Origin of the sequence: Novosphingobium sp. (assembly GCF_027489515.1) — a bacterium.
In the GTDB taxonomy this organism is placed as follows: Bacteria; Pseudomonadota; Alphaproteobacteria; order Sphingomonadales; family Sphingomonadaceae; genus Novosphingobium.
This window is the reverse complement of sequence record NZ_JAIXZS010000095.1, coordinates 1-12552: the sequence shown is the minus strand read 5'-3', so window position 1 is coordinate 12552 and position 12552 is coordinate 1. Positions and strand designations below refer to the sequence as shown.

The window sequence follows — 12552 nt, the reverse complement described above, 5'->3', positions numbered from 1 at the left end:
ATAGGCGCATGAAGCATGACTTGAAAGATGCATTCGTAGGCGGCAACAGGTCCGGTATGGCCAGACCTTTCTCCCCAGAGCTCGATCACCTCATTGACGGCTATCGCCGCTTCCGGACGAATGGCTGGACGCCGCGGCTCGAACGCTGGCACCAGCTGCGTGAAGGGCAGGAACCACCGGTCATGGTGATCGCCTGTTCGGACAGTCGGGTAGATCCTGCGCAGATTTTCGATACCGACCCTGGCGAGATGTTCGTGGTGCGCAATGTGGCTGCGCTGGTACCGCCGTTCGAGACATCACCGGGCTACCATGGCGTCTCCGCCGCGCTCGAATTTGCGGTGCAGGTGCTGAAAGTCCGCAAGATCGTCGTGCTCGGCCACGGCATGTGCGGCGGCTGCCGCGCCGCGCTGACGCAGGAGCTCGAAGGCACCGAGCCCGGCGAAGGCGGCTTCATCAATGACTGGATCGGCCTACTCGGCCCGGCGCGCGACGCCGTCGTCCACGCCCACGGCACCAGCGGCCGCCCCGCGGAGCGCGCGATGGAGCAGGCAGGCGTCAAGGTGAGCCTCGCCAACCTGCGCACCTTCCCCTGCGTGCGGCGCAAGGAAGCCGCCGGCGAACTACGCCTGCGCGGCGCGTTCTTCGCGATCTCCGATGGCGTCCTGCACGTGCTCGACGAGGATACCGGCGAATTTCTTGAGGTGCAGTGAGACCGCGCTTCAAGGCCGAAGATGGCGGTTCAGAAATGCGAGCAACGGCAGGGACAGTGCTTCAGGTACCGTCCGGCCCAGCTCATCGTGGCCGATACCCGGCAAGATCAGCAACTGCTTGGGCGCATTGATTGACCGGTAGAGCGCACGCGTTTCCTCTGGAGGAGTGTTCGTGTCCGCTGCGCCCCCAACGACCATCACCGGTGAGTGGAGGCGTGTTGCGGCCCGGATCGGTGCGATCTGCGAGGGCCAGACGCCGAAGCGAGGCAGCGACTGGAAGCTCAGCAATGGCTCGATCAGCCAGGCCGCAAATGCGCCAAGACGCGTTGCGATGCGATTCCTGATCGCATGGCGGATATCGGGATAGACCCCTTCTAGAACCAGCGCATCGGCCTCAAGCGGGCCGTTGCGTCCAAGCAGACTGGCGGCACCGCCGAGCGAGAAACCGATAATCCCGATGCGGGAGCCGGGACTGCACCGCCGTAGCCACGAAAGCGCTGCTGCGGCATCGTCTGCCTCAAACAGGCCGAAGCTCTTGCTAAGCGGTGTCGACCGGCCGTGACCGCGAAAATCGATCGCCAGCACGCCGTACCCTTCTTCACGCAGTACGGCAGAAAGCGCATTCATCTGCGTCCGGTCGGCGCCGTTGCCGTGAAGCAGGAGGATCGCCGACGCACCGAAAGTGGGCGGCGCCCAATAAGTGCCCCCAAGCGTGACAGTGGCGCTGCTGGAAATCGAAACGGGTCGGCCATTCCCATCCGGCAGGGCCATGGCAGCCGGGGTCGGCTGTGTCAGCTGGCTGCCAACGATCCAGAGTCCGGCGAACACGACTAGCACCGAGGCGGCGAGGATTCGGATCATGGCTAAGGCATGGCCTCGGAGTGTGGTCTGCGGTTTGATGAGCTCCCACCCTTATCGCGTCCGGGTAAACAAAAAAGGGCGGCCCTTTCGAGGCCGCCCTTTTCGTTTGGCTTGTAGGCTCAGCCGATCAGGGCTTTGACTTCTGGTCCACCAGCACCGTCCACAGCTTCGCGAGCGGGGCGCGCACGCCGCCGACCTTGGCGAAGCTCGCCCTGGCGGCGTCGAACTTGTCCTGATCGAGCTGCGCGATGCCGAGGCGCGTTTCCGCGCGGTCCATGTCGAACGCGCCGCCCTTGGTGAGTGCGAGCTGGTAAAGCTCTTCGGCCTTGGCGGGATTGTCATATGAAAGGTAGGCATCGGCGGTCGCGATCGCGAGCTTGCCATCAGCGGCAGCGCGCGCGTCCTTTTCAAGACCGACCAGTGAGGCCTTGTCCGCCGCGATGCGACCCTTGGCTTGCGACAGCGAGTCGCTGACGAACACGTCGCTGGTATCGAGCGCGCCCTTCGAGAGACCGAGTTCGATGACCTTCACCGTTTCGCCGGGCAGACGACGCGGGTCGGCAGCCTGAACATATTCGATGAACTCGCGCGTGACGTACTGCTTGTCGTTGTCGAGCGCGCCGCTGCGCAGGAACAGACGGCCGAGATCGAGCGATTCTTCCTTGCCGAAGCCGCCGAACTCGCGCGCCAACTGGCCGGCGCCGAGCCAGTTCAGCGAGGTGGGCTGCGCTGCCACTTCAAGCGTCGACCACTCGATCGCCTGCGGCCCGAGCTTGGCCTTGTAGGCAATGATCTTGGCGCGCGTGTACCAGCCATCGGGGACAGTGCCGCCGGCAGCCTTGCGCGCATCGTAGGCCATCTTCAGCGCCGCGATGCCCTCAGCCGGCTTGCCCAGCTGCGTGTAGGAATCGGCGAGCATTTCGGCCGCCGCGTCTTCCGAGACGTTGCCCTGGATAGCCTTGGTCAGCGGATCAACGGCGCCCTGGAAGTCCTTCGCGGCATAGGCGAAGTTGCCAAGATAGAAGTTGAAGGTGGGGATCTTGTCGGCCTCGAGCAGGCCGCTATCGATCATGTTCCTGACGCCGCGTGCGCGCATCGGCGTATCGTCGAGGAAGCCGCCGATCTGCACGCCGAACTGGCCGGCAGCAAGCTTGTCCTGACCAGTCTTGGCCGCAGCTTCGGCCTTCGCGACCGCCTCGGCAGCGCCAGTGAGCGAGGCCTTGATCTGCGCATCGGGCGTGCCCTTGGCCTTCAGGGCCTGCGCGTCCTGCACCAGCTTCTGGACCGGTCCAGCAACCGCGATGAATTCCTTGGAATAGGTGCCGCCCTTGGGCGCTTCCTTTTCCTTTGCGACCGCAGGCTGGGCGCCGAGAAGCACGCCACCAGCAGCCACAACCGCCATGGGGCCGGCCGAGAGCGCAACAGCGAGCGCAGCGCGCGCCACCATGGATTTCATTGCAATACCCCGCATCACTTCGTCTCCTCTTGGCCCACGCCGGCAGACCGGACCGGTCCCCTGATCGTTCGTGCCCCGGGCCGCATCCCAAAACATCGGCAGAATGGACATCATTCTCACTCCGTCCGCGTCGAACCTCTGGCGCCAAATCGGCGCCTTGGCAACGCCTTGCTGCATTGGAACCCACCGGGTGAACCCGGATTGAATACCAATTCGTCTCATTGTTCAGGAATGGTGCGGGCACGTGCTCGCACATGTGGATAAGGCAGCGCCAGACGGGCCGTTTTCTGGTGTTTGGCGGGGCATTGGCCTAGTGCCGGAGACATCCCTGACAACAGAATGAAAAAGCCCCCGACGTGAGCGATGATACTGGCCTGATCGACCCGCCCGCTCCGCTGCCGGACCACGAGTTCCAGCGGATCGACATCGTCGACGAGATGAAGACGAGCTACCTCGATTACGCAATGAGCGTGATCGTGAGCCGTGCGCTGCCCGACGTGCGCGACGGCCTGAAGCCTGTCCATCGCCGCATCCTGTGGACCAGCCACGAAAACGGCTTCACCTCGACCAAGGCCTACCGCAAGTCCGCGCGCATCGTCGGCGATTGCATGGGCAAGTACCACCCGCATGGCGACAGTGCGATCTATGACGCGCTGGCGCGGATGACCCAGGACTGGTCGATGCGGCTGCCGCTGATCGACGGTCAGGGCAACTTCGGCTCGATGGATCCCGATCCGCCGGCCTCGATGCGTTACACAGAAGCGCGCCTTGCCAAGGTGGCCGATGCGCTGATGGCGGATATCGACAAGGATACCGTCGATTTTCAGCCCAACTACGATGGCTCGGAGAACGAGCCGCAAGTGCTGCCGGCCCGCTTCCCCAACCTCCTCGTCAACGGCGCGGGCGGCATCGCTGTCGGCATGGCGACCAACATTCCGCCTCATAACCTCGGCGAAGTGATCGATGGCTGCCTCGCCTATATGGCGAACCCGGCGATCACCATCGACGAGCTCATTCAGATCATCCCCGCACCTGATTTCCCGACCGCGCCGCTGATCCTCGGCGCCAGCGGGGCGCGCAAGGCCTACCACGAAGGGCGCGGCTCGATCGTGATGCGCGCGCGGCACGAGATCGAGGATACCAAGGGCGGGCGCGGCGAAGGGCGCAAGTCGATCGTCCTCACCTCGATCCCCTATCAGGTCGGCAAGAACAGCCTTGTCGAAAAGATCGCCGAGGCCGCGAAGGACAAGCGGATCGAGGGCATCTCGGACATCCGCGACGAATCGAACCGCGAAGGCGTGCGCGTGGTCATCGACCTCAAGCGCGATGCAACGCCCGAAGTCGTGCTCAACCAGCTCTGGCGCAACACCCCTGCGCAATCGAACTTCCCGGCGAACATGCTGGCGATCCGCGGCGGGCGCCCCGAAATTCTGACGCTGCGCGATATCATCGAGGCCTTCGTCCAGTTCCGCGAGGAAGTGATCCAGCGCCGCACCAAGTTCGAGCTGAACAAGGCGCGCGACCGGGCCCATATCCTACTCGGGCTCGTCGTCGCGGTCTCGAACCTTGATGAAGTGGTGCGCATCATCCGCGCATCGGCAAACCCCGCCTTGGCGCGTGAAACCCTGATGGCGCGCGAGTGGCCGATCGGTGAGATCGCGCCCTATATCCGCCTTGTCGAGGCGATCGAGGACGAGGCGCTGGAAGGTGCGGGTGGTACCTACCGCCTGAGCGAGACGCAGGTCCGCGCGATCCTTGATCTCAGGCTCCACCGCCTGACCGCTTTGGGCCGCGACGAGATCGGTGCCGAACTCGAAGTGCTTTCGAAGGCGATTGCCGAGTACCTCGCAATCCTCGCCGACCGCGAAAAGCTGTTTGCGGTGATGCGCGAGGAACTTGTCGCCGTGCGCGATGCTTATGCGACGCCGCGCCGCTGCGAAATCACCGCGCCTGCCGACGGGATCGAGGACGAGGACCTGATCGAGCGCGAGGAGATGGTCGTCACCATCACCCTCGATGGCTACATCAAACGCACGCCGCTCTCCACCTTCCGCGCACAGAACCGTGGCGGCAAGGGCCGCAGCGGCATGGCAACGAAGGAAGAGGATGCGGTGGCGACGATGTTCGTCACCTCGACCCACACGCCGGTCCTGTTCTTCTCGACCGCAGGCAAGGTCTATCGCCTCAAGGTGTGGCGTTTGCCCGAAGGCGGGCCGACGACACGCGGGCGGCCGATGGTCAACCTGCTTCCGGCGCTCGATACGGGCGAGACGATCGCAACCGTGCTCCCACTGCCCGAGGACGAGGCGGAATGGGGCAACCTCTCGGTCGTGTTCGCGACCGCCAAGGGCAACGTGCGCCGCAACGCCATGGATGCTTTCGCCAACATCCCCTCTAACGGCAAGTTCGCGATGCGCTTCGAGGAGGGCGACGAGGACCGCCTGATCGGCGTCGCGCTGCTTGATCCCACCGATGACGTGCTGCTGGCGACGCGCAGCGGCAAGGCGATCCGCTTTGCCGGCGATGAGGTGCGCGAGTTCACGAGCCGCACCTCGACCGGCGTGCGCGGCATGACGCTGAAGGGTGACGACGAGGTGATCTCGCTCTCGATCCTCCACCGCGTCGGCACAAGCGCCGAGGAGCGCGAGGAATATGTCCGCTTCGCTCCCTGGAAAGGCGAGAAGGAGGGCGAGCCCGCAATTCCGCCCGAGCGCATGGCCGAACTGCAGGCGCGCGAGCAGTTCATCCTCACCGTCTGCGCCAATGGCTACGGCAAGCTCTCCTCGGCCTACGAGTACCGGCGTACAGGCCGCGGTGGCCAGGGCATCACCAATATCGACAACATCGCGCGCAATGGCCCGGTGGTAGCGAGCTTCCCGGCTTCTCAGGCCGATCAGCTCATGCTGGTGACCGATCAGGCGAAACTGATCAGGTTGCCGCTCGATACGCTGCGGGTGATCGGACGCGGCTCGGCGGGTGTACGCCTCTTCAATGTCTCTGGTGACGAGCATGTGGTTAGCGCGGTGCGTCTCGCCGAGGAAGAAGGCGAGGCCGACGCGGAAGGCGAAGCGGAAGCATGAGCACTGCCTACAAGGTGCTGACCTCGGAGCAGATGGAGAGTCTGCTGCGGGACGGTGAGTTTTCGGGCGCACCGATTGATCTGGCGGATGGCTATATCCACCTTTCGGCCGCGGAGCAGGTGACCGAGACGGTGGACAAGCACTTCGCCGGGCAGACTGGGCTCTTTGTGGCTGCGGTCGACCTGACAGCGCTGGGCGATGCGGTGAAGTGGGAACCCTCGCGCGGGGGGCAGCTCTTTCCGCATGTCTACGCAGTGCTGCCGCTATCCGCCTGCACGGCGCATGGTCCCCTGGCGCGCGATGCGTACGGGGCGGTGCTGCTCCCTTGAAGCACGTCCGCTCGTCATGCCCGCAAAGCGCTTGCGAGGTTGACGTAGCTATCGCGCAGTGAACTTACCTTTTCGGCGCAGCGCACCGATCACGCCAACAGTGATCAGGAACTGGCCGAAATAGTAGAGCGGCCATACCAGCAAATACGGGATCCGGCTCTCCGCCAGTAGGCCCATCCGGGCGAAGATCAGCAGATCTGACACCACGAACATGGCGGCACCCAGCGCAACGCGCAGGCGCGGAAAGTCGCTGCCATAGGCGGCCGCTGCCATGCCGCCAAGGCCGAGGGCATAGAGCGCGACCTGCACCTGCCCGGTGATGGCGAACGAGAGGGCAGGCACAGCGAGCACCAGCGCCGCTGTGACGGCCTTCTCCGCAGCAGAGAGCTTCGCGCGGCGATGACCGACATAGAGCGCAATCGCGGCAAGGTGGCCCAGCAGGAACGCGAGCGCGCCGCCGACGAAGCTGACTTCGAGCACCATGTCCCCGAGCGCACCGAGCGCCATGACAATGGCAAGGTGGTGCGCGTCACGCACCGGATGATGAACCCACGCGTAGACCGCCAGCAGGCCGACGCCCGCGCCCTTCCAGAGGATCAGGTAAAGGCCCGGGATGGCGCTGCCCGCGACGAACCAGTAACTGATCCCGGCCACCAGACTGGCGAGCAGCCATGGACGTTGTTCGATCAAGGCGCGCTGCGGCATGGTCTCCCCTTCCCTTCTGGTCCCTAGGACTTGCGGGGGCAGGGACGCAATGCCAATGCGCTTCTCATGACCCATCAGGTTCACATCATCGGCGGCGGCATGGCCGGAAGCGAGGCCGCGTGGCAGCTGGCCCGGCGCGGCATTCGCGTGCGGCTTTCGGAGATGCGTGGCGGCGGAGATACGACAGCGGCGCACAATAGCGACGGTCTCGCCGAACTTGTCTGCTCCAACTCGTTCCGCTCGGACGATGACGAGAAGAACGCGGTCGGCTTGCTGCATTACGAGATGCGCCAGTGCGACAGCCTGCTGATGACGGCAGCGGCAAAGGCGCGGGTGCCGGCGGGGTCCGCGCTCGCGGTCGACCGCGATGTGTTCTCCGCCGAAGTCGAGGCCATGCTGCGCGCGCAGCCCACACTCAAGATCGTCCGCGAGCGGGTGGACATGCTGCCCGCGGACGGCCTCAGCATCGTGGCAACGGGCCCGCTGACCGCCCCTGCCCTCGCCGCCAGCATCGGTGCGGCGACAGGGGCCGACGCGCTCGCCTTCTTCGATGCCATCGCGCCGATCGTTTACCGCGAATCCATCAACATGGACGTCGCGTGGATGGCCTCGCGCTGGGACAAGGGTGCGGAGGCCAGCCTTGCGATGGGCGGAGATGGGCGCGATTACATCAATTGCCCGATGACGAAGGACCAGTACTTTGCTTTCCGCGAGGAGCTGCTCGCGGGCGAGAAGACCGAGTTCAAGGAATGGGAGGCATCGACCCCCTATTTCGACGGCTGCATGCCCATCGAAGTCATGGCCGCGCGCGGGGTGGAGACCTTGCGCTTCGGGCCGATGAAGCCGGTCGGGCTCGACAATCCGCACTGGGCGACGGCGGAGCACCCGAGCGGACGCTGGCCATATGCCGTGGTACAGCTGCGGCAGGACAACAAGCTTGGCACCTTGTGGAACATGGTGGGCTTCCAGACCAAGCTTAAGCATGCCGAACAGGTGCGCGTATTTCGCACGATTCCTGGGCTGGAGCAGGCCGAGTTCGCGCGTCTTGGCGGGCTGCACCGCAACACGTTCCTCAACTCGCCGACCTTGCTCGACCGCGAGTTAAGGCTGAAATCGGCACCGCATATCCGCTTTGCCGGGCAGATCACCGGCTGCGAGGGCTATGTCGAAAGCGGCGCTGTCGGCCTGCTGGCGGGGCTCATGACAGCGGCAGAGGTGGCAGGCCGCGATTGGACGCCGCCGCCACGCACTTCGGCGCTGGGCGCGCTGCTGGCGCATATCACCGGCGATGCCGAGGCGGAGACCTATCAGCCGATGAACGTCAACTTCGGGCTGTTTCCGCCGCCCGATCCGTCGACAAAGAAGAAGCAGCGCAAGGAGGCCTATACGGCGCGGGCCAAGGCCGATCTGGCGGGGTGGTTGCCTGCCTTCGCCTGAGCTACTTGCATTTGCAGGCGGGCTTCTTCGATGCCTTCTGCTTCGTCGTGGCAAATTCCTCGCGGTTCAGCGTGCCATCGCCGTTCTTGTCTGCGCCCTTGAAGCGGTTGTCCGTGGCAACGGACCACTCGTCAAAAGTCAGCAGGTTGTTGCCGTCGACATCGAGCTTGCGAAAGTCCTTTACACGCGGCGCGACCATCTCGGTGCATGTAATCTTGCCGTCGCGGTTCTTGTCGAGCCGGTCGAAGCGCTTCTGCTCGCGCGTCGCTTCATTGGCTTCCGGCAGGCCAGGGCCGACCGCATCGCCCGCATCAGAATCGGGCAGCGCCTCATCGGCGGCCGCCGCAGAGGCAAGCGCCAGTTGGGACGGCGCCGATGGCGGCGACACCGCCGCACGGCCCTGCCACCAGAACAGGCCCGAGGCCACGAGCAACAGCGCGCCGAGCGCGCCCACGAGCATACGGTTCATGCTGGGCCTCCCCTAAGTACGATCTCTAGGATAGGTGGCAAAGCGCGCGTGCGGCAGGGGCAAGTCCTGCCATTTTGGTGAAAGTTTCAGCGCCCGATCAGACCAAGACGCAGGATCGCGAGGAAATCGCGGAAAGGACCGCCCGGGCGTCCCGCCGCCTCGCGAAGGGCCATGCCACGCAAGATCACCAGCGGACGCAGTCTTCCGGGCAGGATCGGCGCGCGCGCTCCAGCGGGTTCCAGCCCCAGCCATTCGGCAGCGGCGCGGCGCACGGTTTCATCGGGGCGTACTCCGCTCAGCCGCGCCAGCGCACAGACCGCCTCGACACGCGCGCGCCCAAGCTCGGCGCCGCCATCATCGCCCACGATCCGCGCCTCCCAGCCATCGACCAGTGCTCGCAAGGCTGGCAGTTCGCCATCCCACGCGCGCAGCAGGGCAAGCAGCGGCTCGCCTTGTGGCCACTCACTGGCAGCCTGATCGAACCGGTCCCGCCACCACGCGAGCCGCAGCTGGATCATGAGCGGATCGCGCCCTTCGCGCGCAGCATCGGCAAGCCGCCGGTCTAGAAGCAGGAAGCCTTCCCAAAGCGCCTGAGCCGCCCGCGGTGCATAAAGCACCGCAAGGCGTTCAGGTGGGCTGAGTTCGATATCGCCGGTAGAAGGCTCCATCAGTTCAGCGGTAGCAAACCTTCTTCACCGCCGCGATCACTCGCGCGGTATCGACCAGCGCGAGCTTTTCGAGGTTGGCGGCATAGGGCAGCGGCACGTCCTCGTTGCAGACGCGCAGGACCGGGGCATCGAGATGGTCGAAGCCCTCTTCCATCGCGATGCTGATGATCTCCGAGGCAATCGAGCAGACCGGGAAGCCTTCCTCGACCACGACCATGCGATTGGTGCGCGCAAGGCTTTCGAGCACGGCCTCCTTGTCGAGCGGGCGCAAGGTGCGCAGGTCGATCACTTCGGCCTCGATGCCTTCCGCCGCCAGCTTCTCGGCGGCTTCGAGCGCGAGCGCGACGCCGATGGAGTAGCTGACGATGGTCACATCGCGCCCGGCACGCATGGTGCGCGCCTTGCCGATCGGGACGGTGTAATCATCGAGCGCCGGCACATCGAAGGTGCGGCCATAGACGAGTTCGTTCTCGAGGAAGACGACCGGGTCTTCGCTGCGGATGGCCGACTTCAGCAAGCCCTTGGCATCGGCAGCATCATAAGGCGCGATGACGACGAGGCCAGGCACCGAGGCATACCACGGCGCGTAGTTCTGGCTGTGCTGCGCACCGACGCGCGACGCTGCCCCATTGGGGCCACGGAACACGATCGGGCAGCGCATCTGGCCGCCCGACATGTAATTGGTCTTCGCCGCCGAATTGATGATGTGGTCAATCGCCTGCATGGCGAAATTGAAGGTCATGAACTCGATGATGGGGCGCAGGCCGCCCATCGCCGCGCCCGTGCCGATGCCGGCAAAGCCGTACTCGGTGATCGGGGTGTCGATCACGCGGCGCGGGCCGAATTCCTCGAGCAGGCTCTGTGTGACCTTGTAGGCGCCCTGATATTCGGCGACTTCCTCGCCCATCACGAAGACGCGGTCGTCGGCGCGCATCTCCTCGGCCATGGCATCGCGCAGGGCCTCACGGACCGTGGTGCCAACCATGGCGGTGCCGGCGGGGACGGCCGTCGCGACCGGCGCCAGAGCAGCAACAGGCGCAGGCGGCGGTGGGGGTGCTGCCACAACCGGCGCGGGGGCCGGAGGGGGGGCAGCCGCTGGTGCGGGAGCAGGCGCGGCCGGTTCGTCATCGCCGCTGATCGTCGCGATCACGGTGCCGACTTTCACCCCTTCGGTGCCTTCGGCAACCTTGAGTTCGCCGATCACGCCTTCGTCGACCGCCTCGAATTCCATCGTGGCCTTGTCAGTCTCGATCTCGGCGAGGATGTCGCCGGACTTCACGGAATCGCCGGGCTTGACCAGCCACTTGGCGAGAGTGCCTTCCTCCATCGTCGGGGAAAGCGCGGGCATCTTCAGATCAATCGCCATGTCAGTAGGTCCCCACCAGCACGTCGGTGTAGAGTTCGGCCGGTGCCGGTTCGGGCGAGCTTTCGGCAAAATCGGCGGCTTCGGCAACGACCTGGCGAATGCGCTTGTCGATCTCCTTGATGCGGTCCTCGCTCACACCGCGGCGCAGCAGATCCTGCTTGGCGCCCTCGATCGGATCATGGTGGTCGCGCATTTCCTGCACTTCTTCGCGGCTTCGGTACTTGGCCGGGTCCGACATCGAGTGACCGCGATAGCGGTAAGTGTTGAGCTCCATCAGCACCGGGCCATTGCCGGCGCGGACATAGTCGAGCGCGACCTCGGCCGCCGCGCGAACTTCGAGCACGTCCATGCCGTTGACGTCCATGCCGGGTATGCGGAAGCCCGTGCCGCGGCGGTGAAAATGCGTCTCGGCCGAACCACGCTTGACCGCCGTCCCCATCGCATAACCGTTGTTTTCGACCACGAAGATGATCGGGAGCTGCCACAAGGCGGCCATGTTGAACGTTTCGTAGACTTGGCCCTGGTTGGCCGCGCCGTCGCCGAAATAGGCCATGCACACGCCGCCATCGCCGCGGTATTTGTGCGCGAAGGCGAGGCCCGCGCCCAGCGGCACCTGCGCGCCCACAATGCCGTGGCCGCCGTAGAACTTGTGGTCGGTCGAGAACATGTGCATCGAGCCGCCCTTGCCGCGGCTGATACCAGCGCCGCGCCCGGTCAGTTCGGCCATGATCACCTTGGGATCAATCCCGTAGGCCAGCATGTGGCCGTGATCGCGGTAACCGGTGATGACGCTGTCGTGGCCTTCCTTGAGCGCAGACTGGAGGCCCACTGCAACCGCTTCCTGCCCGATGTAGAGGTGGCAGAAGCCGCCAATCAGGCCGAGGCCGTAGAGCTGGCCAGCCTTCTCCTCGAAGCGGCGAATCAGCACCATCTGTTCGTAGAAGTGGAGCAGTTCCTCGTCGCTCGCATCGAAGCGCTTGTTGTTGGCGTGGGTCTGCTGGAGGCTGCGCAGCGCGAAGGTGGCTTCATCTTCGGGAGTGGCAGCGGGGGCAGCGGCCTTGGGCGCAGCTGGCGATTTCGCCGCTTTGGTTGCGCGCGGCTTCGAGCGCGGCTGGGCGGGCGGCTTGGCGGACTGGGCCAATGCGATGTTCCTTGTCTGGCAGCCTGGGGAGGGCATCTGTCTTGGCGGCACCCCGGACGAGCCTGAGCGCCACTTGCGCCGCTATAGGACCAAGTACCTGAAATCCGCAACGGCCAAGGCTTCGCGGCGCGGTTTTCGTATACCTATTCGACAGGGATCGCGGTGCGGTTCTGCAAACAGCCATCCATGCTGCAGAACGATAAGAAAACCGGCGATTTGGGGAAATGGCGCACCCGGAACGATTCGAACGTCCGACCCTCAGATTCGTAGTCTGATGCTCTATCCAGCTGAGCTACGGGTGCGTGGAAGCGCGCCTCTATAGCCGCCTTC

Annotated in this window: 11 protein-coding genes and 1 tRNA gene; 4 read left to right on the top strand and 8 right to left on the bottom strand. The window is 64.9% G+C overall.

Features of this window, described 5'->3' with window-relative positions; genetic code table 11:
• Positions 1-56 precede the first annotated feature (56 nt).
• Positions 57-710: a carbonic anhydrase gene (locus Q0082_RS16330; protein ID WP_298194647.1), complete on the top strand. Its 654-nt coding sequence runs from the start codon at positions 57-59 to the stop codon at positions 708-710.
• 9 nt (positions 711-719) lie between these two features.
• Here the strand turns inward: Q0082_RS16330 and Q0082_RS16325 are convergent, their stop codons facing one another.
• A complete protein-coding gene (locus Q0082_RS16325; RefSeq protein ID WP_298194645.1) occupies positions 720-1571 on the bottom strand; it encodes an alpha/beta fold hydrolase in 852 nt (283 codons plus the stop codon).
• A 127-nt stretch (positions 1572-1698) separates the two neighbouring features.
• Positions 1699-3042, bottom strand: a complete 1344-nt coding sequence (locus Q0082_RS16320) for a hypothetical protein (protein ID WP_298194643.1) — start codon at positions 3040-3042, stop codon at positions 1699-1701.
• Positions 3043-3383: 341 nt separating this feature from the next.
• On the opposite strand from Q0082_RS16320, the gene gyrA reads away from it, so the two are divergent.
• Both gyrA and Q0082_RS16310 read left to right on the top strand, forming a co-directional pair.
• Positions 3384-6107 carry a DNA gyrase subunit A gene (gene gyrA, locus Q0082_RS16315; protein WP_298194642.1) on the top strand — a complete coding sequence of 908 codons (2724 nt, stop codon included), beginning with the start codon at positions 3384-3386 and terminating at the stop codon, positions 6105-6107.
• Positions 6104-6436: a DUF952 domain-containing protein gene (locus Q0082_RS16310; RefSeq protein WP_298194640.1), complete on the top strand. Its 333-nt coding sequence runs from the start codon at positions 6104-6106 to the stop codon at positions 6434-6436. The genes gyrA and Q0082_RS16310 overlap by 4 nt, the downstream gene beginning before the upstream one ends.
• Positions 6437-6484: 48 nt before the next feature.
• On the opposite strand, the gene Q0082_RS16305 is transcribed toward Q0082_RS16310, so the two are convergent.
• Entirely contained in the window at positions 6485-7141 is a 657-nt protein-coding gene (locus Q0082_RS16305) for a lysoplasmalogenase (protein WP_298194638.1), read from the bottom strand.
• A 66-nt stretch (positions 7142-7207) separates the two neighbouring features.
• On the opposite strand from Q0082_RS16305, the gene trmFO reads away from it, so the two are divergent.
• Positions 7208-8578: a methylenetetrahydrofolate--tRNA-(uracil(54)-C(5))-methyltransferase (FADH(2)-oxidizing) TrmFO gene (gene trmFO, locus Q0082_RS16300; RefSeq protein WP_298194636.1), complete on the top strand. Its 1371-nt coding sequence runs from the start codon at positions 7208-7210 to the stop codon at positions 8576-8578.
• Position 8579: 1 nt separating this feature from the next.
• Here the strand turns inward: trmFO and Q0082_RS16295 are convergent, their stop codons facing one another.
• From Q0082_RS16295 to Q0082_RS16275, 5 genes are all read right to left on the bottom strand, one after another.
• The gene (locus Q0082_RS16295; protein ID WP_298194635.1) at positions 8580-9047 is read right to left on the bottom strand and encodes a hypothetical protein; all 468 of its coding nucleotides are present in this window, start codon (positions 9045-9047) and stop codon (positions 8580-8582) included.
• A gap of 86 nt (positions 9048-9133) precedes the next feature.
• Positions 9134-9715: a hypothetical protein gene (locus tag Q0082_RS16290; protein ID WP_298194633.1), complete on the bottom strand. Its 582-nt coding sequence runs from the start codon at positions 9713-9715 to the stop codon at positions 9134-9136.
• A 4-nt stretch (positions 9716-9719) separates the two neighbouring features.
• Positions 9720-11081, bottom strand: coding sequence for a pyruvate dehydrogenase complex E1 component subunit beta (locus tag Q0082_RS16285; protein ID WP_298194632.1), 1362 nt, complete (start codon positions 11079-11081; stop codon positions 9720-9722).
• 1 nt (position 11082) lies between these two features.
• Entirely contained in the window at positions 11083-12222 is a 1140-nt protein-coding gene (gene pdhA, locus Q0082_RS16280) for a pyruvate dehydrogenase (acetyl-transferring) E1 component subunit alpha (RefSeq protein WP_298194630.1), read from the bottom strand.
• 225 nt (positions 12223-12447) lie between these two features.
• Positions 12448-12524: transfer RNA gene (locus Q0082_RS16275), tRNA-Arg, on the bottom strand.
• Between the last annotated feature and the right edge of the window lie 28 nt (positions 12525-12552).